This window comes from Solidesulfovibrio aerotolerans (assembly GCF_009856865.1).
Taxonomy (GTDB): domain Bacteria; phylum Desulfobacterota; class Desulfovibrionia; order Desulfovibrionales; family Desulfovibrionaceae; genus Solidesulfovibrio; species Solidesulfovibrio aerotolerans.
Genome location: NZ_WVUD01000006.1, coordinates 19,728 through 45,289, shown reverse-complemented (window position 1 = coordinate 45,289; position 25,562 = coordinate 19,728). Strand labels below are relative to the sequence as shown.

Genomic DNA, 25,562 nt, shown 5'->3' with positions numbered 1-25,562 from the left:
TTTATTTTACAGTGAGCGACACCTTGTCGGGTTTGGCCTCAATAAGTTCGCATCCCTGGGGCATTTTAACCCGATAGGATGCTTCGTACTTTCCGGGTTCGATGTCCGGCTTTAACTCCAGCGTGGCTTCCACCAATCCCGGGAAATCCTTGTCTGCCACAATGGCTGCCGGACCCTTGATGCGCAACGTCACGGCTTGGGGGGAGACTTCCGCCTCGCGGCCTTTGGGCTTTTTTATCGCCAGCGGGGCGCGCAGGGTGATCTCCGATTCCTTTGCGGTAAAACCCATGACCACCTGCACTGCCGGCGGCGTCGCTTCCAGATCCTCCGGCACATCCAGCGGCACCCGGTCGTCGAAACGGGCTGGTGGCGGTTGAGGCAGGGTCACGGGCTGGGTGCGAATTTCGGTGATTTTGTCGAGCTTGCCGGCCGGACCGCTGAGGCGCACCGCATCCGGCGTCGCCCGCGCCGCCGACATGGCGAAGCCATCCGGCGGTGAAGCACGCAACACGACCTTGACCGGCACGGTCTTGACCGCCCGACGCTCGACTTCAAGTTCCAGCCGGGTGGGACGAATCTCCACCACCTCGTAAACCTTGGGCAGGGGCACGTTTTTTGTCTCAAAAAGGACGATATTTTTGCCGGCCGCGATCCTGCCGAGATGCAGACTGTAAACGATCTGACTCTCGTCGATTTTGCGGGCCACGCCGCGCGGCCCGCGCACCAACACGTCCACGGTCGCGACCATACCGGATTTGATGTAGAGATCCTCGGGCAGCCCGGTCATCTCCACCCGCATGGGCATCCAGGTATCAACCTTTTCCCGGCCGGTCACCAGATACCAGCAAAAAAGGGCCATGGCCAAGGCCAACAGGAGGTATTGCCAGTTCGGTTTCATGTGCGTTTGGCCGACAGATTCCACAGCATGTTTTTCAGTGTCAATTCGTCCACCGGGGAAACAAGTTTGCCACCCTGGGCCACCGACACCACCCCCCGCTCCTCAGACACCACCACGGCCAAGGCGTCGGTTTCCTCGGTAATGCCAAGGGCCGCCCGATGCCGGGTGCCGAGACTGGCGTCCAGGGTCACGCCGGCAATGAGCGGTAAAATGCAGCCGGCAGCGGCCACGGTGTCACCCTGGATAATGACCGCCCCGTCGTGCAAGGGGGTGTCCGGGAAAAAAATGGTGCCGAGCAGTTCCCGGCTGGGCCGGGCTCCAAGCTCCACGCCGCGCTCGATCCAGTCGCCCAGGGGCACCCGGCGCTCAAAGACGATCAATGCCCCGATCTTGGCCCGGGCCATCTGAAAGACCGCCAGAATGCATTCGTTTATTGCCGCTTCATTGACGGACTCCCGCCGCCGGGACCGGAAAAATCCCCCCGCGCCCACCGACGAAAGCGCCTTTCGGATGTCGGCCTGGAACAGGATGATGATGACTAAAAAGATCGAGCCCAAAAAGTTGGTGAGCAGCCAATGCAGGGTGTTGAGTCCGAATTCGCCGGAGACGTAATAGACAATGATGAGCAGCAAAAACCCGTGCAGCACCGAGGCGGCCCGGGTGCCGCGAATAAGCATCAGACCGCGGTAGAAAATGAAAGTGACGACGGCGATATCGAGGATTTCGCGCCAGGTAATATGAATATTATCAAAGAAATTTAGCATAATAGCCATGATACGGCTGACTTGCGGCGGCGACGGCCGCCTCAGGCAGCCAGGCTTGCGGCCAGACGCAGGGCCGTTTTGACCATGGCCACGTCGTGCACACGGTGGATGCGTGCACCCTTGCCGGCGCACAGGGCCGAGGCAACGGCCGTAGCCTCTCCGCGCTCGGTCACAGGCAGCGCCAAAAGGGATCCGAAAAAGGATTTGTTGGACAGCCCGAGATAGATGGGCCGGCCCAAAACGGCGAACCGGTCCAGGTGGCGCAAGATGGCCAGATTGTGCTCGGGCAGTTTGCCAAAACCAATGCCCGGGTCAAGGACCACATGGTCTTCCGGAAGTCCTGCCCGCACCAGCATGGCCAGTTTTTCTTCGAAAAAGGCCAGAATCTCGGCCACCACATCGTCATAGCGGGGATCCCGCTGCATGACGTCGGGCCGGCCCAGGCTGTGCATGAGCACGTATCCCGGCCGACGTTCGGCCACCAGTTCCAGGAGTCCGGGATCAAAGGTACAGGCCGACACGTCATTGACAATGACCGCCCCGGCCTGCAGGGCGGCGGCGGCGCAGCCGGCCCGGTAGGTGTCCACGGAAACAGGCAGGTCGGGCCGCGCCCGGGTCAGGGCGGCAATGACCGGCACGACCCGGGCTATCTCAGCCGCGTCCGGGACCGGTGCCGCCCCCGGCCGGGTGGACTCGCCGCCCACATCCAGGATGTCCGCCCCTTCCTGGGCCAGACGCAGACCATGGGCGACGGCGGCCGCCACGCTGTCGTGGCGGCCGCCGTCGTAAAAGGAATCCGGGGTGACGTTGACGATGCCGGCGATGCGGTCGACGGCGCAATCGATATCCCGCCCAGTTCCCAGACGCCAGAGGCTTTGGCTGTTACCGGCCATGGCCCTGATCGGAGCCGGCGGCCGGAGGCACGTCGTCCGTCGTTTTGGTGTCATCGGGTTCGAGGGTGAACTCGTCATTCGATGTTGGGGCCGCTGCGGCTGTCGCGCCCGTGGCGGTGCCTGCCCCGGCTGCGGCCACGGGGCCGGAAGCGCCTTGGGGTCCGGTTTCCGGCGTGGCAGCAGAGCCCCCGGCCGTAGCACCTGGAGACCCGGCCGGGAATTCCGGGGGAGGCAGGGTTTCCCCGCGCAACAGACGATCAATTTCGTCGCCGGTAATGGTCTCGCGTTCGAGCAGGGCCTTGGCAATGGATTCCAGGGCCGGCCTTTCGTTTTCGAGGATGCCGCGGGCCCGGCGGTAGGCCGATTCGACAATCTTTCGCACTTCAGCATCAATCTGGCGCGAGGTCTCCTCGCTGAGATTGCGATGATGCCCCAGATCCTTGCCGAGAAAGACCTCGCTTTCGCTCTCGCCGTAGGCCAACGGGCCGAGCACTTCGCTCATGCCCCAGGAGCAGACCATCTTGCGGGCCATGGTGGTGGCGCGATCAATGTCGTTGCCGGCCCCGGTGGTCACTTGGTCGAGTACCAGCTCCTCAGCCACCCGGCCGCCCATGAGCACGGCCAGATTTTTTTGCAGGAAGTCGCGTGAGTAGTTGTGCCGGTCGTCTGTGGGCAACTGCATGGTGATGCCCAGGGCCATGCCGCGCGGAATGATGGACACCTTGTGGATAGGGTCGGTGCCGGCCAATTTCTTGGCCACCAGCGCGTGGCCGGCCTCGTGATAGGCAGTGGTGCGCTTTTCCTCGTCGGTGAGGATGAGGCTGCGGCGCTCCTTGCCCATGAGCACTTTGTCCTTGGCGTGCTCGAAGTCGGCCATGTCCACCCGGTCTTTGTTGATCTTGGCGGCCTGCAGGGCGGCTTCGTTGACCAGATTTTCCAGGTCGGCCCCGGAAAAGCCCGGGGTGCCCCGGGCCAGGACGTCGAGCTGCACGTCGGGGGAAAGCGGCGAACGCCGGGTATGGACTTCAAGAATACGCTTGCGGCCGCGCACATCCGGGGTCGGCACCACCACCTGCCGGTCGAAACGGCCGGGACGCAGTAAGGCCGGGTCCAGGACATCGGGCCGGTTGGTGGCGGCAATGAGGATGACGCCTTCGTTGGATTCAAAACCGTCCATCTCGACCAATAACTGGTTAAGGGTCTGTTCGCGCTCGTCGTGGCCGCCGCCAAGGCCTGCCCCGCGCTGCCGGCCCACGGCATCGATTTCGTCAATGAAAATGAGGCACGGGGCGTTTTTCTTGCCTTGTAAAAACAAATCGCGAACCCGGGCAGCGCCCACGCCCACAAACATTTCCACAAAATCAGAACCGGAGATGGAGAAAAACGGCACCCCGGCTTCGCCGGCAACGGCCCGGGCCAGCAAGGTTTTCCCGGTTCCCGGCGATCCGATGAGCAGGACGCCCTTGGGGATACGCCCGCCCAAGCGGGTGAATTTTTTGGGGTCGGAAAGAAACTGCACCACTTCCGACAGCTCTTCCTTGGCTTCGTCCACGCCAGCCACGTCGTCAAAGGTGATGCGGGTTTGTTCCTGGGTGATCATGCGCGCCCGGGAACGGCCGAAGTTCATGGCCCGCCCGCCGCCACCCTGCATCTGGCGCATGAAAAAGATCCAGACGCCGACCAGGAGCAGCATGGGGAACCAGGACACAAGTAAGGTCATATACCAGGGCGATTCCTCGTCCGGTTCGGCCATGACCTCGATTTTTTTCGCCATAAGCGACCCGACGAGGCTGGGATCCTCGGGGGCGTAGGTCAAAAATTTGCCCCCGCCCGTGGCCACGCCGGTGATTTTTTTGCCCTGGATCTTCACGGAAACCACGTCTCCGGCATTCACCTTCTGCATGAATTCGGAATACGAAAGCTTGGCGCTTTGAGTCTGGGGCTGGTTAAACAAATTGAACAGGACGACCATGACCAGGGAGATGGCCGCCCAGAGCATGAGATTTTTCGCAAAGCTGTTCAAACTAGGGTCCTCCGCAGGACGGATGGGGACCAATCGGCCCGTGGGTTGTATAAGGCGTCAGGCATAACACAGCCATACCCGACCTGTCCACGCGACCCGGCCGCAATAACCGGGACGCTCCCTGGCGGCCCCAAACGGTCGGAGAGGCTTGCCAAGGGTTTCGATGCCTTCTATTATCGGCTAGAGTAAGTCTCTAAGGCTTGGCCGGCAAGGAGTAGGAATGGCCGATAAGCGTATTTTAACCGTTGACGACTCTGAAAGCGTACGCTCCCTGGTCTCCAGCGCCCTGCGCCAAGCCGGGTTCGACGTGGTCGAAGCCGTGGACGGTGCCGACGCCCTGGAGAAGGTATCAAGCGGCTTTGACATGGTCATCACTGACATCAACATGCCCAATATCGGCGGCATCGAACTGCTGGGCGAGTTACGCACCCGTTTAGATACGCGCTTTACACCCGTCCTGGTTCTGACCACCGAATCCCAGCGGCCGCTGCGCGACAAAGCCGTGGCTGCCGGGGCCTCGGGCTGGATCGTCAAACCCTTTGAACCTGCCAGCCTCGTGGCCGTTGTGCGCCGCTTTATCCGCTGACCACCATGCCCACCGACATTGCCGCCACCTTCGCCCTCAACTGCCCCGAAACCGGTGCCGGTGTGGCCGAGGCCAGCGCCCTGCTCTTTAACGATATGCCCCTGCCCGTGTATCTGCGCGCGGCAAACGGCTCTTTTGCCAAGGCCAATCAGGCCATGGCCGATCTTTTCGGGTATCCGGACCCGGCGGCTTTTTTAACCGCCATGGCCGCTGCCCCGGATCAATTCTACCTTGATCCGACGGTCCGCTGCACCATACTCGACGAACTGGCCGCCTCGGGTTCGATCACGGGACAGCGCTATCAGGCCATCTGCAACGACGGTTTTGTCCTGTGGATCGAAGAATCGGCCCACCGCACCGCTTCGCCCGCCGGAGATTTCTATTATATCGGTTTTTTGCGAGACATCACCGAGGAAAAAAGCACGAGCTGGGCCTTATCAGAAGCCGAAGAAAAATACCGCGCCATTTTTGAGCGCGCCGTGGAAGGACTTTTCCAGATGACCCCGGCCGGACGCTTCGTCACGGTCAACGGTGCCCTGGCCCGTATGCTTGGTTACGCCTCCCCGCAGGCCCTGACCGCCCGGGGCGACGCCGCCGCCGCCATCTTTATCCACCCCGAAGACCGGCAGTTTCTCCACGCCGCCCTCACCCAGACCGGTGTCGTGCGGGGCATGGAAACCGAACTGGCCCGCACCGACGGCCAGCGTCTGTGGGGGTCAATTTATGCCCGGGCCGTGCGCGACGGCGACGGAGCAGTGGTTCTGTACGAAGGCTCCATGGAAGATGTGACCGACCGGCGGCAATCCCAGGAGGCGCTGCGCCGCACGCTCAAGCACACCCGCTCCCTTTTTCACCAGACCGTCAAATCCCTGTCCACCACCATGCGCTTCCGCGATTCCTACACCGCCAGCCACCAGGACACCGTGGCCCGGCTGGCTGCGGCCATGGCTCGATGCATGGGCCTGGGCGAAGACGCCATCGCCGGCATCCGGGTGGCCGGGCAGCTTCACGACATCGGCAAAATCAGCGTTCCCGTGCGCTACCTGTCCAAGCCCGGCCGCCTGGTCGGCCTGGAATGGGAGTTTATGAAGCAACACGCCGTCACGGGCTACGAAATCTTAAAAGACATCAACTTTCCCTGGCCCGTGGCTGAAACCGTGCGCAACCATCACGAACGCCTGGACGGCACGGGCTATCCCCAGGGGCTTACCGCCCCGGATCTTGGTATCGAGGTCCGCATTCTGGCCGTGGCCGACGTGTTGGACGCCATGGCATCAAACCGCCCGTACCGCCCGGCCCTTGGCACTGACGCCGCCCTGGCGGAACTGTCCAGCCACCGGGGCACGGCCTTTGACGCCGACGCCGTGGATGCCGCCCGCGAAGTCATTGATTCGGGGCTGATCAAATACTGAGGCCATTTGCGCCGTAGCTGTGGTTGCAGTCCCCACCAGCCCACAAAAAAAGGGAGCGGTCCGAAAACCGCTCCCTTTTTTGCGTTTAAGCCAACAGACTTAGGCGAAAGCCTTTTCGAAAGGCGGAACGACCTGCTTTTTGCGGGACAGCACGCCGTCGAGCCACACGGAGTCGCCCTTGACTTCGACGCCAAAGGCTTTGGTCACGTAGCTGGGATCGTCGGAGACGATCAGCATCTCGGAACCTTCCTTCATGATGTCCGTGAGCAGCAGGAAAACGCTGTGGCGGCCATCAGCCTTGACCTTTTTGCACTCGGCCAGCAGATCGGCCTTGACCGGCTCGAGGATGGACAGGTCGACCACTTCGAGCTGGCCGATGCCGATCTTTTTGCCGCCCATGTCGAAGTCCTTGTAGTCGCGGAAAACGAGATCCTTGGCCGGGGTGCCGCCGACGGCCGACTTGACCTTAAACATTTCAACGCCCAGACCCATGGTGTCGGTCACGCCGGCGATCTTGGCCAGCGCTTCAACAGCGGCCTTGTCTTCCGGGGTGCAGGTCGGGGACTTGAACATGACGGTGTCGGACAGGATGGCGCACAGCATGATGCCGGCCATGGGCTTGGAGATCTCCACCTTGGCGCAGTCGTACATCATCTTGACCACGGTGCAGGAGCAGCCGACGGGCTTGACGATGATGTCCAGAGGATTGGGGGTGGTCACATCGCCGAGCTTGTGGTGATCGTAGATGCCGACGAGCTCGCCCTTGGACAGGTTCTCCAGGCTCTGGGCCAGGTCGGAGTGGTCAACCAGGATGATCTTTTTGTCGGTGGCGTCGGTGACGATCTCAGGAGCAGCCACGCCGAACTTCTCAAGCACGAAAGCGCTCTCGGGGTTCAGCGGACCCTGGGCCGCCGCAATGGCACCCATGGCCTTGGACTTGTTCATGAGATCAGCCACGGCAATGGCGGCGGCGACGGAATCGGTATCCGGGTTTTTGTGACCAACCACGTAAACGGACATACTCTTTTCCTCCAGGTGGTTTTTTAAAGACCCAGTCGGGTCGGCGTTCGCATTTAAAACTTGTGAATAATATCCCATAATCCACCCCTTGCCAAGTCAAAACCCCTGGCCGGGGATGCCTTTTTTCCGACCGTCTGGCGGCTGCCTCGGGACAAACGCCGCCGCAGGCTGGAAAAACCGCTAGGCAACGCCACGCCCATTGAAACCGCGGATGGTTGGACGGCCGTCATACAAGGCTTAAAAAAACCGCCAGGCAACGGCCACGCCCATGCCGCCGGCCAGGGTCACATAAGCCGGCCGATAGCGCAGGGAAAGGACAGCCCCCAGGCTGCCCAGAATCCATAACTGCCCCCAGGTGGCCTTGGACGAAGCCAGATACGGCCAAACCGGGGGCAGGGCCACGGCAAAAAGTGCAACCAGCGCAGCCAGGGCCACGCTAAAGGCCACACCCTGGATGAGGACCATATTCACCAACGCCCGCCGGACAAGCCGACCCGGTTGAAAAGGGGCGCGCTGGCGCTGGCGGGCCGCAGCGTATCGGGAAAAAACAATGTTCTCCACCACCCGTTGCGCCCCTTCCAAGGCCGCAAACAGCCGGGCCAGAATGGAAGTGCCCGCAGCCACGAACAAGGCCTCGGCCGGGGTGGACAGGGAATAGACGTGCATAAGGGAGAGGCCGGCCAGGGTGGCGGCAGCGGCGTTGGGCGGGATCTGCGTCCCGGCCGGGATGGCGTCGAGCCAGAAGAGTTCGTAAAAAATACACAGCCGCATGGTCCCTTCCAGATCGCCCTGGCAGGCGGCCCAGAAAAAACCGATGATGAGCGGCCGCTCAAGCAGGGCCGCGTTTACGGCAAAACGGAAGGCAGAGAAAAGGACAAAAAAAAAGCGACGCCCAGGACGTAAAGGAAGATGTCGGCCTGATGGGTCATGGCAGGTGTCTCGCTTGCAACAAAACGGTTTGGCGTGTGCCGCACATCCAGACGCTCCTGGCAATCCGCCCCGGCTGGCAAATCCGTCGGACTCGAATGGGCGATTGCATCCTGGAGGCGCTCAAACGGTACAATCCGCCCTGGCCGACAGCCCCGTCGGACAGCCGGGCGACGCGCGGGTCGTCAGACCGAACGCGGCTGGGCCGGGTCGCCCGGCACGCAACGATAATCCAGACGCACGCCCTTGTCCCGGAAGAAATCCAGGCAGGATTCGTCCTCCTGGGACAGCGCCACATGGGGGCAGACCTGGCGTTTTCCCGGGGCATAATGGAGATTGCCAAGATTGAGATTGGCAAAATCGAAGCCGTGTTCGTAGGCGGCCTGGGCATCGCGGCAGTTGGAAAAAAGGATGAGCGCCTCGCCAATATCCAAGGGGGCGTGATTGCAATAACCGGCCAGTGCGGCCACAGCTAAAAACACGATGTCCACCCCGGCCGGAATGGCCAGGGACATGATTTCCTGGCGCAGCGGATCGGCGGCCAGGGCGTCGTTGACCACCACAATCCGGCGGGCCAGGGTGAACGGCAGCCAGGTTTCGATAATCTGGCCGTGCACAAGGCGGTTGTCGATGCGCACAAAGGCCATGGCTAGCCCTCGGCCACCTTTTTGCGCAACACCTCACCGGCCACCACGATGCCCTGGCAACCGGCCTGCTTGGCTTCCACAGCCAGGGTTTCCAGGGCCTTGGTCCGGGAACCGAGAATTTTTATCAACATGGGCAGATTGACGCCGGTGAGCACTTCCAGGTGGCCTGAAGCCAAAAGCGACAGGCTCATGTTGGTCGGCGTGCCGCCGAACATGTCGGTGAGAATGAGAACTCCACCGCCCCGGTCGGTTTCCTTGATGGCAGTCTTTAACGCCACCAGGGTTTCGTCCACGGCTTTGGTCATATCGACGCTGACCGCCTGGCAGAATTCCTGCGGGCCAAGGATGAATTCCGCTGCAGCAATGAGCCGCGACCCATAGTCGGTGTGGGTGACGACCACCACGCCTACCGGCGTGTCCGTTCGGGACTGAGCATTCATAAGGTAACATCCCGGAGCGTGCGCTCCATCTTCAAACTACGATTGCCGGACAGCCCAGGCAGTCTCCGTCCATCCGCTAGCCGCGTTCAATATGTCGATGTTCAAGCGAAATATTGTAGCCAGCCTTGGACAGCGTGTCAAAGACGGACTCGGCCACAGCCACCGAACGGTGCCGGCCGCCGGTGCAGCCAAAGGCCAGGGTCAGGCGGAAGCGGCCTTCCTTGGCGTAGAGCGGCAGAAGGTAGAGGAGAAATTCGTTGAGGCGCCGGATAAACTCCCGGCCCGGATCTTCGGCCAGCACGTAGTCGCGAACGGCCGCCTCCTTGCCGGTGTGTTCCCGCAAATCCTTGTTGAAATACGGGTTGGGCAAAAAGCGCAGATCAAAAACCATATCGGCTTCAGACGGCGGCCCGTACTTGAAACCGAAACTCATGACGTGGACCTTGAGCGTGCCGGCGGTGGGCCGGATGGAGGCCCATTTTTCCTGCAACTTGCGCCGCAGGTCATGGATGGTGAAATGGGTGGTGTCGAGCACCATGTCGGCAGCTTCCCGCAGGGGGCGCATGCGCTCGCGCTCTTCCAGCACCGCCTGCTCCAGCCCCCGCTGATCGCTTTCCAGAGGATGCGGCCGGCGGGTGGTGGCGTAGCGCCGGATGATCTCGCCGGTGTCGGCTTCGAAAAAAAGGATCTGGGGTGCAACGTCCTTGACCTTGATATGGGCCAGGGTGGCCCCCCAGTCCGTATCCAGGTCGGCTTGGCGCACGTCCATACCCAGAGCCAGGCCCTTATAGCGCTGGCCGCCCTTGTCATCGAACAAGTTCATGAGTTTGGGCACGAGGCTGACGGGCAGGCCGTCCACGCAAAAAAAACCCAGATCTTCAAAGACGCGCAGGGCCGTACTTTTGCCGGAACCGGACAGCCCGGTCAAAATGACGATGACAAGATCCTTGGCCGCGTTATCCATGACATGCCCTCTCCGGCCCCAGGCTGTAACAGATGCCCCGCGCGTTTGTATGACAACAAACGCGCGGGGGTGTAATTGGAATGACCCTTTTTAGGCGGCGGCAGTCAGAACCTGCCACAGGGCGACGTCGTTTTCAGCGGTTAAAAAGGCCCGCCGAAAGGATTCATCGGACAAAAGCCTGGAGATGTGGGCCAGAATGCGCAAATGCAGGCCCGCAACATGTTCGGGCGCGAGCACCAGAAAAAAGATGCGGCAGGGTTTGAAATCCAACGCATCGAAACTGACGCCCGCACGGCTTCGCCCGACGACGATGACAATGCGTTCGAGGCTCTCCATCTTGCCGTGGGGGATGGCCACCCCGTCGCCGATGCCCGTGGTGCCCAGATTCTCCCGGTCAAGCAACACCTGATGGGCGCGCTTGGCGTCGAACTCGGGCCAGTGCGCCTTGATCGGGGCCACCAGTTCCGCCAGCACCTCGGACTTGGACTCCGACGCAAGTTCCCCGATGATAAAATCAGGCTGGAGATAGTCCTCTAACCGCATTTAGACGCCCGTTCCAGGATCGATAAGGCCGAAGTCGCCGTTGCGCAGTCGGTAGATGACATTGGGCCGTTCGCTTTCGGAATTGATAAACACCAGGAACTCGTACTTCAGGGCCTCAAGCTGCAGGGCGGCTTCTTCCACGGCCATGGGCTTGGGCTCGTACTTGTCGGTCTCGATGATGGTGGGCACGCGGCCGCCTTCGGCATCTTCGCTGATGCTGATGACGTCCATGCGGACCGCTTCCACGGTCTGGCGACGACGGTCCTTCTGCTTTTCGCGGAACTTCTTGGCCTGGACTTCGACCTTGTCAAGGATCAGGTCAATGGTGGAATACATGTCTTCGGAAACTTCATGGGCCGAGATATGCATATTGTCGGCCTGAAAGATGACATCCGCCAACTGCCGGGTCTTTTCCACGGCCAGATTGACCTGCAATTCCGAAGCTTCAACGTCCGTTGTGTATTTGGACAGCTTTTCAAAACGCTTGCGGGCATAGTCGCGCAAGTGGTCGGAAGGTTCGAAATTCTTGAAATTGAAAGTAATGTTCATGGTGTCCTCCAGGATGGCGTAGTGAGAGGCCGGGAAGGCCCGACCAGAAGCATCAGAAAACCGTTTTGCGTTTCGATGACGACTCTATGCCCATGGCTGTGCGGTATTTGGCCACGGTGCGCCGGGCGATGTTGATTTGCAGTTCTTCCTTGAGCGTATCGGCAATGGCCTCATCGCTGATGGGCTTCTTGGCATTTTCGCCGGAAATAAGCTTTTTGATCACGGCTTTGACCGACTCGGAACCGACCGTGCTGCCGTCGTCAAGCTCCAGGGAACTGTTAAAAAAGAACTTCAACTCATAGATGCCATGCGGGGTGGCCACGTATTTGTTGGAAGTGATGCGGCTGACCGTGGATTCATGCATGCTGATATCGTCGGCCACATCCTTTAAAATAAGCGGGCGCAGCTTGGTGACGCCGTCATCGAAAAAACCCCGCTGGAACTTAACGATACTCTCAAGCACCTTATACAAGGTTCGCTGGCGCTGATACAGACTTTTCATCAGCCACATGGCCGAGCGCATCTTGTCTTGCAGATAGTCCTTGTCCTTGTCATTTTTGGGATTGGTGCCGTCCGTGTAGGAGGTATTCAGGCCCAGGCGCGGCATGCCTTCCTCATTGAGCACGATGATAAAATCGTCTCCATACTTGTACACAAAGGCATCGGGACTGACGTAGATCGGATCTCCCGAACCGTAGCTGGCTCCGGGCATGGGATCAAGGGTCTGGATCATCTCCAGATATTCCTTGAGCTTTTCCATGGTCATATGAAATTTTTTGCAAAGCGGCTTATAACGCTTTTTTTCCAGATCTTCCAGGTGTTCGCGCACCAGTTCGATAAGGATTGGATCTTCGTAGCCGCAGACTTCGATCTGGATCAGCAGGCATTCGCTGGGGGTGCGGGCGGCCACGCCCACGGGATCGAAGCGCTGGAGGCGATAGAGCACGGTCTCGACCGCTGCCGGCTCGGCCGACGCCATCTGGGCGATTTCCTCCACCGTGGCCCGCAGATAGCCTGCGGAGTTGAGGCTGCCGATGATGGTCTCGCCGATGGTCACTTGCTGGGGAGTGAAATTGGACAGATGCATCTGCCAGCCCAGATGCCCGTCAAGGGAGGGCTTGGAGGCCAGGCGGGCATCATAGGCCATACCCTCTTCGGGAATTTCAGAGTCGCGCGACTGGGACTGGCGGCCGGTGCTGGCGAAATCGCCGAGATAGTCGTCCCATTCGGCGTTTTTGAGCAATTCCTTTTCCATGGCCGCGTCGCTGGAATTGCCGGTGGGACCGAGATTGTCTTCGGCCATGACGCGCTCGGGCTGCCGGTCGTCGTCGGAGGTTTCCTCCAGAAGCGGATTTTCCAACAGCTCCTGCTGCACGTTTTCGAGCAGCTCCAGCCGTGAAAGCTGTAAAAGCTTGATCGCTTGTTGCAGCTGGGGAGTCATCACCAGCTGTTGGGAAAGTTTAAGCTGCTGTCGCAGTTCCAGGGCCATGTTTTACCGCCGTCCGCGAGCTATGTGTGCGTCTGAGGTTTCAAGCCGTCTGCGGGCAGCGACCATGAGCCGCCCCGCTGGACAAAAACCATGCCATAATTGAAGCGTTGTGGCAATCGGCCCCGGCGGCCCTTAGCCCAGGAACCATTGGTAGGCGGCTTCCAGCCGTCCCTGGGTGGCCAAAATAAAGCGCACCGCCTCGCGCACCGCTCCCTGCCCGCCGCCCCGCCGCGACACCCACAGGGCCAGATCGAGAATTTCCGGCTGGGCGTCGGCCACGGCCATGGGCAGTCCGACCAGTTCCATCGGGCCGGCGTCCACCCAGTCGTCGCCAAGGTAGGCCGCCTGCTGCGGCCCGAGGCCCTGGCGTTTGAGGATGCCTTCCAAGACGGCCACCTTGCGCAGATGCCCGGGATGGTACTCGGCGATGTCCAGTTCGGCCATGCGGGCCGCCACGGCCGGACTGTCCAGGCCGCTTATGACCGCGACGTCCAGTCCCACCGCCTGGGCCGCCTTAATGCCCAGGCCGTCGTGGACGTTAAACCGCTTGGCGATCCCACCCTGGGCGTCAATATATAGGCCGCCGTCGGTCATGACGCCATCGACGTCCAAAACCAGCAGTTTGACTTCCCGGGCTCGGCTTGCGGCCAGACTCGCATCCACAGGCATGGGTCACCTCCCCGTCATGATTCGTCCCTGGCCCGGCTCCCTTGTCGCGGCACACACCGCGCGCCGCAACAACGGAGCCGGACCAGGGCCGGCACGGGCCGGCAACACGAGTCCAACCTCGATTGCCGTCAGGCCTTTACTACCCGAAAAATACCGACAGGACCAGAGGATACGGCAGGCATACCGCGCCACGCGAGCCCCTACTCCCCTCTCGCTCTGGCGACCGCAAAAAGCCAACGTCCGGGGAAAAACGTTTTTCCCCGGACGTTGGCAGCCACTTTGGCGGCGTGTTCGGATCAGCCTTTGTGCTTTTTGGCTGCCGCCACAAATTCGCGAAACAGCGGATGGGGGCGCATGGGGCTGCTCTTGAATTCCGGATGAAACTGGCAGCCCAGAAACCAGGCGCTCTCGGGAAGCTCCACCATTTCCACCAGTTCGCCGTCGGGCGACAGGCCGCTTAAGACCATCCCGCCCTCTTCAAAAGCAGCGGCGTAGGCCTTGTTAAACTCGTAGCGATGGCGATGGCGCTCGGAGATCTCGCCGGTTCCGTAGGCCGCAGCGGCCTTGGTGCCCGGTGCGACCACGCAGGGGTAGGCACCCAGACGCATGGTGCCACCCTTGTCGCTGGTGGGGTCGCGGTGCTCGATGGTCTGGGAGCGGAAGTCGTACCACTCGCGCATAAGATAGATGACCGGATGCGGCGTGGTCAGGTCGAATTCCTCGGAGTTGGCCCCGGCCAGTCCCAGCACGTTGCGGGCGTATTCGATGACCGCGCACTGCATGCCCAGGCAAATGCCGAAAAACGGGACACCCGTGGTTCGGGCGTATTCGATGGCCGCGATCTTGCCCTCGACCCCGCGCGAACCAAAGCCGCCCGGCACCAGAATGCCGTCGATGCCGGCCAGGGTGGCGGCCACGTTTTCCCGGGTCACCTCTTCGGAATTGACATACACAAACGTGACCGACACCCCGGCGTGGATGCCGCCGTGGACCAGGGATTCGTGCAGGCTCTTATACGCTTCCTTTAAATCGACGTACTTGCCAACGATAGCGATGGACACCGTGCCGGAGGGATGATCCAGGCGGTGCATGAGGTCGTGCCAGGGTTCAAGCTCGGCGTTTTTGGCCGGCAGACGCAGCAAAATGGCAATCTTTTGATCCACGCCTTCGGTGTACAGGCGCAGCGGCAGCTCGTAGATGCTTTTGACATCCACGGCCGTAAAAACGGCGTCGGCGTCCACGTCGCAGAAAAGCGCGATCTTTTGCTTGATGTCCTTGGCCAGATCCACTTCGCTGCGACAGATGATGATGTCGGGCTGGATGCCAATGGAGCGCAGTTCCTTGACGCTATGCTGGGTGGGCTTGGTTTTGACCTCGCCGGCCGTGCGCAGATACGGCACCAACGTCAGGTGGATGTACAGGGCGTTTTCCTTGCCCAGTTCCATACGCAACTGGCGGATGGCCTCCAGAAACGGCTGGCCTTCGATGTCGCCGACAGTGCCGCCGATTTCGATGATGGCCACGTCCTCGTCCCGGGGCACGCCCAGGATAGAGCGCTTGATCTCGTCGGTAATGTGGGGGATCACCTGGACGGTGCCGCCCAGATAGTCGCCCCGGCGCTCTTTCTGGATGACGCTGAAATAGATGCGCCCGGAGGTGAAATTGTTGTTCTGGCTCATGGGAACGCCGAGATAGCGTTCGTAGTGACCCAGATCGAGGTCGGTTTCGGCCCCGTCATCGGTCACGTACACCTCGCCGTGCTGGAACGGATTCATGGTGCCGGGATCGACGTTGATGTAGGGATCGAGTTTCTGGATGGTGACCTTGAGTCCCCGGGCTTGGAGCAACGCGCCGATGGAAGCGGCGCACAGGCCCTTGCCCAGAGAGGACAGCACCCCTCCTGTCACGAAAATAAACTTGGTCTTCATGGCTGATGCCGTCCTTGTTGTGCTGCGGGACCGCGCCGGCGACCCCGGCGGTCCGCGACTCCCCCGACCGCACCCAAGGTGCGGCCGCAGTTGACGCGGCCGGGGCGGCCCCGTATGTTCCGCTGCGCAAACTAAGCCTTCATCCGTAATTTTTCAAGGAACCCTTGGGAGGATTTCCCCATATGCCCCAGGTGCGCACCCTCGTGATCACCGGCTTTGGCACCAACTGCGAGGTGGAATCGGCCCATGCCGCCCGCATGGCCGGCTCTGACGTCACGGATATTGTGTTTTTTTCCGATATCGTGGCCGGCCGGACACGCATCGATGCCTATAACTTTCTGGTCTTCCCCGGCGGATTTCTGGACGGCGACGATCTCGGTGCGGCCCAGGCCGCAGCGGTTCGCTGGAAACATGCCGCCACCGCTGCCGGCGAGCCTTTGCTCGACCAACTGCGGACCTTTTTCGATGCCGGGGGCCTCATCCTCGGCATCTGCAACGGTTTCCAACTGCTGGTCAAGCTCGGCCTGCTGCCGGCCCTTGGCGGGGCCTATTTCGCCCGCCAGGTGAGTCTGGCCAACAACGACTCGGCCCGTTTCGAAGACCGCTGGGTGGCCCTGGCCGCCAATCCCGCCAGCCCGTGCATCTTCACCAAGGGCCTGACCCTCCTTGATTTGCCCGTGCGCCACGGCGAGGGCAAACTCGTGCCCATGGAACCGGCCGTGCTCGACGAACTGCTGGCCAGCGGAGCCGTTGCCCTCCAATATGCCGATCCGGCCACCGGGCAGATCACCATGGAGTATCCGGCCAACCCCAACGGCTCGCCCCACGCCATCGCCGGGCTGACCGACCCCACCGGCCGCATTCTCGGACTCATGCCCCATCCCGAGGCGTTCAACCACCCGACCAACCACCCCGGCTACACCCGGGGCGAACGTCCGACGCTGGGCACGGTGCTGTTTGAAAACGCCGTCGCCCATCTGCGCGCCTCGGCGTAAATAACCGAACCAGCTCCCGGCCCGGCCGGGGAATGCCTCCGGCGGCCGGGGGCCTGAGGCCCCCGGACCCCCCAAATGGATTAAGGGGGAACGGCGTTGCCGCGACGGGGAGGGAGTGAGCAATGCACTTCCGTCAGCCGGGCAATGCCGCAAGGAAAGCGTCGGGAACCACTGTTGACCAGCGGCCTTTGCACTTCTGACGTCCCAAGGATGCTCCATGCCGCTTAAGCCGGCCAAACGCTATGCCGCCGGCACGGATATCTTGCCCCCGCCGCCGCCGGGGTGGGCGAGTTATGCAGCGGTGATGCAGCTCGCCCTGGAAAACGCCCGCCAGGCGGCGGTCGCCGGCGAAGCGCCGGTTGGCGCGGTCTTGCTGTCGGCCCACGGCGAAGTGCTGGCCCGGGCCGGCAATGCCCCGATTTCCAGTTCCGACCCGACGGCCCACGCCGAGCTGCTGGCCATCCGCCAGGCGGCGGCCAGCATCGGGAACTACCGGCTTCTCGACACGACCCTGGTGGTAACCCTGGAACCGTGCCTTATGTGTTTAGGAGCCATTGTCCACGCCCGGGTGGGACTGCTGGTCTACGGCGCGCCGGACCCGCGCACCGGGGCCGTTTCTTCCCAACTCTGCGGCCCGGATCTGCCCTTTCTCAACCACCGTTTCGATGTGGTGGCCGGGGTTTTGGCCGAGGACTGCGGCACGCTGCTGCGGGATTTTTTCCGCAGCCGGCGCGGCCGACAAAAAACGTAAGCCGTTGTGGCACTCCTGGCTGCTTTCAATATAAGCGCAGTCAAAAAACCACGGTCAAAAAAAAAACGCTTGCCAAGACCTCGGTTGCCGGCTAGCTTTCCAAATTCGTTGCGGTTCTCAGAGCGGAGAGGTACCGAAGTGGTCGTAACGGGCCCGACTCGAAATCGGGTTGCGGGTTAATAGCCTGCACGTGGGTTCGAATCCCACCCTCTCCGCCAATACAGTTTCTCATCAAGTCCCACAGGGTTTCAAAAGCCTTGTGGGACTTGTCTTTGCTGATGCACATGGCTCCCATGGGCCTCCTGCGTGTCGGCGACAGCCGTCATGACGGTATCCCTTTACCGAGACACATTCCTTGCGACTCCGACTCTCTTATTTCCAACCCAGGCCCACCCTGGCCGAGTGGACACCCACGGCTGGGCGGGCAGCCACGACCTGGCAAAGCTACAGCAACGCGGCTTCCCGGCAAATCGAGAGCCCGCCCGCAACCAGGTCTGCGAAAAAGTGCTTTTCGGAAAGGCCGGCAAACGGTAAGAAATCAGAAAGATTGTCGGGGTGTCATTCGATGCCTGCTCCACGGCATGCCATATTACCCGTCACCCTGTCGCCGCGCCATGGCTGGCGAGGCGACGCAAGGAGTTGAGTCCATGCGCCGTATCATTCCCTTGCTGCTTATCTCGCTGGCTTTGGCCACCGGGTGTACACGTCCGCCCTACGCCAAGCCCGGAACCGAGCTGTCCGCTGTCGAAGACGACTACACCGATTGCTACAGCAATGCGTCGCTGGCGGTAAACACGCCACCCTTCCCGGACCGTCCTTTGACGCAGGTTGACCGGGATGCCGACGCCTGTATGAAGGAACGGGGCTACACCTCCAAAATCCGGTTTTTTTAGGCGGTTTCCCCCTTGCGCTTCAGGGGAAATGCGTTACATATATTTTTCGACGGGGGTGCCCTGGTTTCGACGGGGATAGTGAAACCCTGGTTGCAGGCCGAGGTGCCGCGAGGCCTCGTAAAACACGCGGCAACTGGTTAACTGCCAACGACTACGACTACGCTCTGGCTGCTTAATTAACAGTCAGCGTTCCATCAGTTGACGCCTGATATGCTGGACCGGAACGCCAAACCCCATCAGGCTGGCGCGAACCCTCGTCCGTTGGGGTAAGCACGAGACAATAGACGGACTGGCCGGAGGCGGCCCGGCCGAAAGGCCTGCCCGAGGCGAGATTGTTTTTCGGTCTAAGCCTGTAGACGCCCGGAGTGGAGCATTCTCGGACGGGGGTTCGATTCCCCCCACCTCCACCACCCCACTTTTTCACCAAGTCCCACGCAGCCCCAAAAGCCGCGTGGGACTTAACTTTTCAGACCTTCGCAGTCCCTTCCGGTTCCATCTGGTTCCTTGATAGCCCAAACACGTTTGGGGCAAAAATGGGGCAAAATCGAATCCAAGAGCACGCCCGAGGATTATTTTGCCCCTACTGACCGAAATCAAGATCAAGACCATAAAGCCTTCCGGCAAGATAGAGCGGTTCCACGACAGTCAGGGGCTGTACTTGGAGCTGAGCGCTGCCGGGGGGAAGCATTGGCGTTGGAAGTACAAATTCGACGGGAAGGAAAAGAGGCTCAGTCTGGGCGCTTGGCCAGATGTCAGCCTAAAGGATGCGCGAGTCTTGCGGGATGCATCCCGCAAGATGCTGCGCGAAGGAGCCGACCCGGGGCAGGCGAAGAAGCAGGCCCGGGCGGATGGGGATGGGGCGGGTAGCGAAGGCGCTGTGACATTCAAGGCCGTGGCCCTGGAGTACGTTGCAAATCAACGGAACGTCTGGGCTGAAAGCTACACGATCACCGTTGAGGGTCGCCTGCGGCTTGACGTTTATCCGCACATCGGAGAACGGCCAATAGCCGAGATTGGCCCGATGGATGTGCTGTCCCTCCTGCGACGTATCGAAGAACGCCGGGCGTTTGAGACGGCCAGTCGCGTACTGGCGTTCTGCTCGCAGATATTTCGGTATGGAGTCGCAACCGGAGTTGTTGCATCTGACCCCTGCCGGGATTTACGCGGTGCCCTGGTCCCATTTTCAAAGGGACAACACGCCGCCCTGACGAAGCCAAAAGAGGTCGGTGCTCTCATGCTGGCCATCGACGATTACAAGGGGTCTGCCGTCGTCCGGGCCGCTCTCGCCTTCTCGGCGCTCGTGTTTTGCCGGCCTGGGGAGATACGACATGCGGAATGGGAAGAGATTGATTTTGAAGCGTCAGAATGGACGATTCCTGCTCCCAAGATGAAAACGCGGGTCGAACATCGCGTCCCGCTGTCGGGGCAAGCTGTTGGCGTTCTCAGGGGGCTTCAGCCGTTGACCGGGGGCGGAAAGTTTGTGTTCCCAGGCCCCCGAGGAAAGGACCGGCCGCTTTCTGAAAACGGCGTCAACACGGCGCTGCGGATTATGGGCTATGGCAAGGACCAGATGACCGCCCACGGCTTCCGGGCCATGGCCTCAACCCTGCTCAATGAACTCGGACACAGGCCGGACGTGATAGAAGCCCAGCTTGCCCACAAGGGCGCGGATAAAATACGAGCCGTATATAACCGCGCCCAATACATGGCAGAGCGTCGGGAGTTGATGCAGACATGGGCTGACTACCTGGACACGCTCAAGGCGTCGGCGGTGTAGGGTTTCTCGGGGAGCTGGTTGACCACGGCACGAAGGTCGCCAAGCCGCCAGACGGACGTGCCTCCGATGTAACGGGGCTCCGGGATGATCCCCCGTTCGATGTTCCGATAGAACGTCGTTTTGGACATTTGACCCAGGAGCCGTCTTGCATCTGTGGCCCTCAAGAGCCTGTCGTCGTCGTTGAGCAAATCCTGGTCAGCCATCACCACACCCCCGTCACGTTTTGAAATATCCCGCCGCGCACGTCCCCGGCGTCGATCACCCCTACCGCCCGGCCCTCGGGGTCGAAAATCTCGTACAGTTCCTGCAAGCCCCCGGCGATCTCTGCCCAGGTGATCCGGCGGTCCACAGGAGACACGGGCAGCTTGACGCCTTGCCGGAAAAATGCACCGCCACCCCTCGGTCGGAACAGGTCGTCATTTAGGGCCACTCCTGGTTGAAGCCCGCTTCGCGTTCAGGAGTCAACCGGACGTCCGAGCCAATGACGTCTTGCGGCCTCATGGCGTTCCAGATGGCCAGGGCCAAGAGCAACGGCCTCAGTGGTGGCATCGTGGTCAATATCATCAGGCACCAGCCGCAGGCCATCGAAGCGGAGTTCGTCGAGCTTCCCAGGCTCTGGGAGGCCGGAAGCCAGACGCCAGCCAAAGAGAGGGCGAGCACGCCCATCTCAAGGTAAGGTGGCGCTCGCACGGATCTTTGCCAGGGCTCCACTGCGAGCCGCCGATATCCCCAGGGCTGCCCTCCCTCGCGGAGAATCTTCGTCGTCGGTCGGATTATGCGATACCTAAGCCGGTCATATCATGTGCTCGCGACACCAAGGACTGGTGAATTTTTGACAGCCTGCGCCGTCTGTGCGATATTTAAAAAGTGGTGTATTTTAGCTGGTGCAGTCCAGGCCGGGAGGGGCGATGCTGGCACGGAATCACGGACGAGCCTGGGGCTTGGGGCCGCTGTGTCTGGCCTGGGGGCTGGCCGTGCTGCTCGGCTTGGCCGCGGCTGCCCGTGCGGCGGATATCCTTTCTCCCGAGGAGCGGGCCGCTCTGGCCGAGCTCAAGCAGATCCGCCTCGTCTACGACTGGAAATACCCGCCGTTTGAGTTCCTGGGCGAGGACGGCCGATTCTCGGGGCTGGCCGCCGATTTCATCAAAGAGATCGAGGACAGCTTGGGCGTCAGCATCCGGGCCGAAGCCGAGCACGACTGGCCGGCGCTGCTAGAAAGTCTCAAAGAGCGTCGGGCCGACATGGCCCCGGCTATGGCCTACACGGCCCAGCGCGCCCAGTACCTGCTGTTTACCGACCCCTACGTGCTTCTGCCCACGGTGGTGTTCACCCAGAAGAATTTCAAGTCCATCGACGGATTGGCCGATCTCCACGGCCTGCGCGTGGGAGTGGTCAACGGCTACGTTTCCCACGCTTTCCTCAAGAGCAATTACCCGGACTCGTTCACCATCGTGCCGGTGAACAACATCCAGGAAGGCCTGCGCCAGACCGCGTTCGGCGATCTTGATGCCTTTGTGGAGAACGTTGGCGTGGCCTCGTATTACATCGAGCAGGAAGGCCTGCGCAATCTGCGGGTGGCCGCGACCACGGAGCACGAGACGGCCTTGTCCATGGCTGTGCGCAGCGACCGGCCGCTGCTTTTTTCCGCCATCCAGAAAGCCCTGGCCAACATTCCCCAGGAGCGTCGGCGCGCCTTGCTGGACAAATGGGTCCATCCCCAGGAGCGCCAGATACGCACCCTGACCGGGCTGCTGTACGCCGCCATCGGGCTGCTCTCGGTCACCGTGGTGCTGCTTGGCGTCCTGCTCTACCGCGCCCGGGCGCTGCGGCGGGCCTACCAGACCAAGGCCCGGGAACTGGCGGCCGAACTGGACCGCAGCCTGGCCTTCCAGCAGGCCCTGCGGGCCAGCGAAGAAAAATACCGGGCCATCTTCGATCATGCACCCATCGGCATCTTCCGCTGCACCTACGGCGACGGCCTACAGGAGGTCAACGCTGCCCTGGCCCGCATGCACGGGTTCGCCAGCCCCGAGGCCATGCTCGGCGGCCTCGAACATCTGCCGCTTAGCAGCTATCTGCGGCCCCAAGGCTCCCGGGATATCCGCAGCGCCCTGGCCGTCTCGTCCCAGGGTCTGCGCCTGGAAGCGCTCCTGGGGCGTCGGGACGGTCAGGCGTTTCCGGCCATCATCAACGCCTCCCTCCAGTATGACGCCGCAGGCGAACCGGCCTGCATCAACGGCGTCGTCGAGGACGTGGCCGAGCGCCGGCAGGCCGAGGAGGCTCTGCGCGAAAGCGAGGCCCGGTACCGTTCCGTCATTGAGAACATCCAGGATATGTACTACCGCACCGACCGCGAAGGCCGGCTGGTGATGCTCAGCCCCTCCACGCCGCGCCAGCTCGGCTACGATTCGGCCGAGGAACTGCTCGGCCGGTCGGCTGCGGATTTCTGGATGGAAACGGACAAACGCCACGCCCTTCTGGAGCGCATCGCGGTCGAGGGCCGGGTCCTGGACTACGAGGTCACGCTCAAGGACAAAACCGGAGGGCCGGTGCTGGTTTCCACCACCAGTGCCTATTACCGCGACGGCGAGGGTCGGGTGCTTGGCGTGGAGGGCATTTTCCGGGACATCACCGGGCGCAAGCGGCTGGAGATGCAACTGGCCGACCAGCTGGCCTTCCAGCAGGCGCTCCTGGACACCATCCCCTACGCGGTCTTTTACAAGGGCACGGACTGCCGGTTCCTGGGCTTTAACAAGGCCTATGAGGACTGGTTCGGGGTGCGCCGGCAGGATCTCGTCGGCAAGACGGTGCTGGAGCTGGACTATCTGCCGGCCGAGGACCGGGCCGCCTATCATGCCGAGGACGAGGCCGTTATTGCCGGGGCCGAGGCGGTGCACAAGGAAATGCCCATCCCCCTGGCCGACGGCGCGGTGCACCAGACCCTATACTCGGTCACCGGATTTCACCTGTCCGGTGGCGCGTCAGGCGGGCTGATCGGCGTCATCGTAGACATTACCGAGCACAAGAAGATGCAGGAGCTGATGATCCAGACTGAAAAGATGATGAGCGTGGGCGGGCTGGCCGCGGGCATGGCCCACGAACTCAACAACCCCCTAGGCATCATCTTGCAGTCGGTGCAGAACATGGAGCGCCGGTTATCGCCTACCCTGCCGGGCAATCTGGAGGCGGCCCGGCGGCTCGGCTTGGAAATTGATTCCATCGCCGCCTACGTGCGCGCCCGCAACATCGACGAATACCTGCGCGGCATCCAGGAGGCCGGCGACCGGGCCGCCCGGATCATCCGCACTATGCTCGATTTCAGCCGCAGCAGCCAGTCCCTGCGCGCCTCCTGCAACATAAACGCCCTCCTCGACATGGCCGTGGATCTGGCCGCCAATGATTACGACCTCAAAAAGCGCTACGACTTCAAGGGTATCCGTATCGAACGTGATTACGATACGACCCTGCCGCCGGTGGAGTGCATGGAGACGGAGATCGTCCAGGTGCTGCTCAACATCATCAAGAACGCGGCCCAGGCCATGATGGACCGTGGCCAGCGGCCCGACACGCCCACCCTGCGTCTGGTCACCCTCCACGACTCCGACGCCGCCCGCATCGAGATCCGGGACAACGGGCCGGGCATGGACGAGGCCACCCGCCGCCGCGTGTTCGAGCCGTTTTTTACCACCAAGCCCCAGGGCGAAGGCACAGGCCTTGGCCTGTCTGTGGGGTTTTTCATCATCGCCCAGAAGCACAAGGGGAGAATCTCCGTGGCGTCGCGTCCCGGCCAGGGAACCACGTTTGCCATCGAGATTCCCCTGGGGTAGGCACAGCCATGACTTCCGAGCGCATCCGCGTGCTGATTATCGACGACGAGGCCCTGCTGGGCCTGGCCGCCCAGGATTACCTGGAAGACGAAGGGCGCTTCGAGGCGTTCGTGGCGGAGGATGCCGAGTCCGGCCTGGACCTGCTGCGGCGTCAGGCCGTTGACGTGTGTCTGGTGGACCTGCGTCTGCCGGGTTCAAGCGGCATCGAGTTCATGCTCCAGGCCCAGGCCCTGTACCCGGCCCTGCGCTTTCTCATCCATACCGGCTCCCCCGAGGAGCAGCTCCCCAAGGCGACCATCCAGGACATCCCCGGCTTCCGGGGCGTGCTCTACAAGCCCGTGGCTGACATGGCGGCGATCGTCCGTGCCCTTGACAATGCCCTTCGCTAAGGCCCTGGGCCTGCCTCCCGGGCAGGCGGTGCGGGTGCTGGTCATTGACGACGAAGTCATGCTGCGCCGCACCCTGGCCGATTATCTGGAAGACATGAACTGCCTGACCGCCCTGGCCGCCAACGGGGCCGAGGGTTTGGAGGTCCTGGAACGCTTCGCCCCGGACGTGGTCATGGTGGACCTCAACATGCCGGTCATGGACGGCTACGCCTTTATCGAGCGGGTCCGGGTCCGCGCCCCGGAACTGCCCCTGATCGTGGTCTCTGGCGTCGGAGCCGTGGACAAGGCCGTGGAGGCCATCCGTCTGGGGGCCTGGGACTACATCACCAAACCGGTGTCGCGCTTTGCCGTGGTGGAGCACGCCCTGTCACGGGTCTTGGAGCGCGCCCGTCTCCTGCGGGAAAACCGCAACTACCAGCACAACCTGGAAGCCCTGGTGGATGCGCGCACGGACGAACTGCGCGACACCCGCCGCCAGATTCTCTACAGCCTGGGCAAGGCGGCGGAATACCGCGACAACGAGACCGGCCGCCACGTCATCCGGGTGGGCGAGATGTGCGCCGCCCTGGGCCTCAGCCTGGGCCTGGACCCAGCTCGGGTAGAGATGTTGCGTGAGGCCGCCCCCCTGCACGACATCGGCAAGATCGGCGTGCCCGACCACATCCTGCTCAAGCCCGGTCCGCTTACCCCTGCGGAATGGGCCGTCATGCAGCGCCACTGCGAATACGGCTGCATGATCCTCAGCCAGCCCCTGGCCGAGGGCCAGACCGAGGCCGTGGTCTGCACCATCGCCGGTCCACTGCCCGCCCGGGGCGCGGAACAGCGGCTCATGCCCCTGGCCCAGACCATCGCCCTGTCCCACCACGAACGCTGGGACGGGACCGGCTATCCCAAGGGGCTGCCCGGGGAGTCCATTGCCCTGGAGGCCCGCATAGTCTCGGTGGTGGACGTCTACGACGCCGTTGGCAACCATCGCCCATATAAGCCCGCCTTTCCCGAGGATGCCTGCCAGCGCATCATCCGCCAGGGTGCAGGCACGGCCTTTGATCCGGCCGTGGTGGAGGCCTTTTTCGCCGAACTCAAGACCGTCCTATACTATAAGGACCGCTGGCGCGATGTACCCGCCCACGGGGTAGCGAAATTCTGAATCCAGGCTAGAGTCAGAGCTCGTGATTGAA

24 protein-coding genes, 1 tRNA gene and 1 other RNA gene are annotated in these 25,562 nt (G+C 61.9%); 11 read left to right on the top strand and 15 right to left on the bottom strand.

Annotation, left to right across the window (positions count from 1 at the left end):
- Position 1 precedes the first annotated feature (1 nt).
- The 4 genes from GTA51_RS05405 to ftsH are packed head-to-tail and all read right to left on the bottom strand — an operon-like array spanning position 2 to position 4,578.
- Positions 2 to 898: a CdaR family protein gene (locus GTA51_RS05405; protein ID WP_160959331.1), complete on the bottom strand. Its 897-nt coding sequence runs from the start codon at positions 896 to 898 to the stop codon at positions 2 to 4.
- The gene (gene cdaA, locus GTA51_RS05400) at positions 895 to 1,662 is read right to left on the bottom strand and encodes a diadenylate cyclase CdaA (protein WP_170300324.1); all 768 of its coding nucleotides are present in this window, start codon (positions 1,660 to 1,662) and stop codon (positions 895 to 897) included. The genes GTA51_RS05405 and cdaA overlap by 4 nt, the downstream gene beginning before the upstream one ends.
- 41 nt (positions 1,663 to 1,703) lie before the next feature.
- Positions 1,704 to 2,555: a dihydropteroate synthase gene (gene folP, locus GTA51_RS05395; protein ID WP_246197993.1), complete on the bottom strand. Its 852-nt coding sequence runs from the start codon at positions 2,553 to 2,555 to the stop codon at positions 1,704 to 1,706.
- Positions 2,545 to 4,578 (bottom strand): ATP-dependent zinc metalloprotease FtsH, encoded by a 2,034-nt coding sequence (ftsH, locus tag GTA51_RS05390; protein WP_160959327.1) that lies wholly within the window; start codon positions 4,576 to 4,578, stop codon positions 2,545 to 2,547. The genes folP and ftsH overlap by 11 nt, the downstream gene beginning before the upstream one ends.
- Before the next feature lie 220 nt (positions 4,579 to 4,798).
- On the opposite strand from ftsH, the gene GTA51_RS05385 reads away from it, so the two are divergent.
- Both GTA51_RS05385 and GTA51_RS05380 read left to right on the top strand, forming a co-directional pair.
- Entirely contained in the window at positions 4,799 to 5,164 is a 366-nt protein-coding gene (locus GTA51_RS05385) for a response regulator (RefSeq protein ID WP_160959326.1), read from the top strand.
- 5 nt (positions 5,165 to 5,169) lie between these two features.
- Positions 5,170 to 6,576 (top strand): HD domain-containing phosphohydrolase, encoded by a 1,407-nt coding sequence (locus GTA51_RS05380; RefSeq protein ID WP_160959324.1) that lies wholly within the window; start codon positions 5,170 to 5,172, stop codon positions 6,574 to 6,576.
- Between the two features lie 99 nt (positions 6,577 to 6,675).
- Here GTA51_RS05380 and GTA51_RS05375 read toward each other — a convergent pair whose 3' ends face one another.
- The 10 genes from GTA51_RS05375 to pyrG all read right to left on the bottom strand — a co-directional run bounded on the left by GTA51_RS05375 (position 6,676) and on the right by pyrG (position 15,752).
- Positions 6,676 to 7,596, bottom strand: coding sequence for a manganese-dependent inorganic pyrophosphatase (locus tag GTA51_RS05375; RefSeq protein WP_160959322.1), 921 nt, complete (start codon positions 7,594 to 7,596; stop codon positions 6,676 to 6,678).
- Between the two features lie 237 nt (positions 7,597 to 7,833).
- Positions 7,834 to 8,589, bottom strand: a complete 756-nt coding sequence (locus GTA51_RS05370; protein ID WP_160959320.1) for a PTS sugar transporter subunit IIC — start codon at positions 8,587 to 8,589, stop codon at positions 7,834 to 7,836.
- Between the two features lie 119 nt (positions 8,590 to 8,708).
- Positions 8,709 to 9,170 carry a PTS sugar transporter subunit IIB gene (locus tag GTA51_RS05365; RefSeq protein ID WP_160959319.1) on the bottom strand — a complete coding sequence of 154 codons (462 nt, stop codon included), beginning with the start codon at positions 9,168 to 9,170 and terminating at the stop codon, positions 8,709 to 8,711.
- Positions 9,171 to 9,172: 2 nt separating this feature from the next.
- Entirely contained in the window at positions 9,173 to 9,610 is a 438-nt protein-coding gene (locus GTA51_RS05360; RefSeq protein WP_160959317.1) for a PTS sugar transporter subunit IIA, read from the bottom strand.
- A gap of 76 nt (positions 9,611 to 9,686) precedes the next feature.
- Complete coding sequence (rapZ, locus tag GTA51_RS05355) at positions 9,687 to 10,574, bottom strand: RNase adapter RapZ (protein ID WP_160959316.1); 888 nt, start codon at positions 10,572 to 10,574, stop codon at positions 9,687 to 9,689.
- Between the two features lie 90 nt (positions 10,575 to 10,664).
- Positions 10,665 to 11,117: a PTS sugar transporter subunit IIA gene (locus GTA51_RS05350; RefSeq protein WP_160959314.1), complete on the bottom strand. Its 453-nt coding sequence runs from the start codon at positions 11,115 to 11,117 to the stop codon at positions 10,665 to 10,667.
- Positions 11,118 to 11,666, bottom strand: coding sequence for a ribosome hibernation-promoting factor, HPF/YfiA family (hpf, locus tag GTA51_RS05345; protein ID WP_160959313.1), 549 nt, complete (start codon positions 11,664 to 11,666; stop codon positions 11,118 to 11,120).
- 52 nt (positions 11,667 to 11,718) lie between these two features.
- On the bottom strand, positions 11,719 to 13,155 hold the full coding sequence (gene rpoN / locus GTA51_RS05340; RefSeq protein WP_160959311.1) for an RNA polymerase factor sigma-54: 1,437 nt from the start codon (positions 13,153 to 13,155) through the stop codon (positions 11,719 to 11,721).
- A 132-nt stretch (positions 13,156 to 13,287) separates the two neighbouring features.
- On the bottom strand, positions 13,288 to 13,824 hold the full coding sequence (locus tag GTA51_RS05335; RefSeq protein WP_160959309.1) for a KdsC family phosphatase: 537 nt from the start codon (positions 13,822 to 13,824) through the stop codon (positions 13,288 to 13,290).
- Between the two features lie 296 nt (positions 13,825 to 14,120).
- Positions 14,121 to 15,752: a CTP synthase gene (gene pyrG / locus GTA51_RS05330; protein ID WP_160959308.1), complete on the bottom strand. Its 1,632-nt coding sequence runs from the start codon at positions 15,750 to 15,752 to the stop codon at positions 14,121 to 14,123.
- A gap of 182 nt (positions 15,753 to 15,934) precedes the next feature.
- On the opposite strand from pyrG, the gene GTA51_RS05325 reads away from it, so the two are divergent.
- From GTA51_RS05325 to GTA51_RS05300, 6 genes are all read left to right on the top strand, one after another.
- Positions 15,935 to 16,747, top strand: a complete 813-nt coding sequence (locus GTA51_RS05325) for a phosphoribosylformylglycinamidine synthase subunit PurQ (protein ID WP_160959306.1) — start codon at positions 15,935 to 15,937, stop codon at positions 16,745 to 16,747.
- 217 nt (positions 16,748 to 16,964) lie between these two features.
- Positions 16,965 to 17,498 carry a tRNA adenosine(34) deaminase TadA gene (gene tadA, locus GTA51_RS05320; RefSeq protein ID WP_160959305.1) on the top strand — a complete coding sequence of 178 codons (534 nt, stop codon included), beginning with the start codon at positions 16,965 to 16,967 and terminating at the stop codon, positions 17,496 to 17,498.
- Between the two features lie 124 nt (positions 17,499 to 17,622).
- Positions 17,623 to 17,716: transfer RNA gene (locus tag GTA51_RS05315), tRNA-Ser, on the top strand.
- Positions 17,717 to 18,145: 429 nt separating this feature from the next.
- Complete coding sequence (locus tag GTA51_RS05310; RefSeq protein WP_160959303.1) at positions 18,146 to 18,391, top strand: hypothetical protein; 246 nt, start codon at positions 18,146 to 18,148, stop codon at positions 18,389 to 18,391.
- 51 nt (positions 18,392 to 18,442) lie between these two features.
- Positions 18,443 to 18,801: a transfer-messenger RNA gene (ssrA, locus tag GTA51_RS05305) on the top strand.
- A 164-nt stretch (positions 18,802 to 18,965) separates the two neighbouring features.
- Positions 18,966 to 20,168: a tyrosine-type recombinase/integrase gene (locus GTA51_RS05300; protein ID WP_211922443.1), complete on the top strand. Its 1,203-nt coding sequence runs from the start codon at positions 18,966 to 18,968 to the stop codon at positions 20,166 to 20,168.
- Between the two features lie 202 nt (positions 20,169 to 20,370).
- Here GTA51_RS05300 and GTA51_RS05295 read toward each other — a convergent pair whose 3' ends face one another.
- The gene (locus GTA51_RS05295; RefSeq protein WP_160959302.1) at positions 20,371 to 20,526 is read right to left on the bottom strand and encodes a hypothetical protein; all 156 of its coding nucleotides are present in this window, start codon (positions 20,524 to 20,526) and stop codon (positions 20,371 to 20,373) included.
- A gap of 550 nt (positions 20,527 to 21,076) precedes the next feature.
- Here GTA51_RS05295 and GTA51_RS05290 point away from each other — a divergent pair.
- The 3 genes from GTA51_RS05290 to GTA51_RS05280 are packed head-to-tail and all read left to right on the top strand — an operon-like array spanning position 21,077 to position 25,531.
- A complete protein-coding gene (locus GTA51_RS05290; RefSeq protein ID WP_160959300.1) occupies positions 21,077 to 23,995 on the top strand; it encodes a PAS domain S-box protein in 2,919 nt (972 codons plus the stop codon).
- Between the two features lie 8 nt (positions 23,996 to 24,003).
- Positions 24,004 to 24,384 (top strand): response regulator, encoded by a 381-nt coding sequence (locus tag GTA51_RS05285; protein WP_160959299.1) that lies wholly within the window; start codon positions 24,004 to 24,006, stop codon positions 24,382 to 24,384.
- Entirely contained in the window at positions 24,371 to 25,531 is a 1,161-nt protein-coding gene (locus GTA51_RS05280; protein ID WP_160959297.1) for an HD domain-containing phosphohydrolase, read from the top strand. The genes GTA51_RS05285 and GTA51_RS05280 overlap by 14 nt, the downstream gene beginning before the upstream one ends.
- Positions 25,532 to 25,562: the final 31 nt, after the last annotated feature.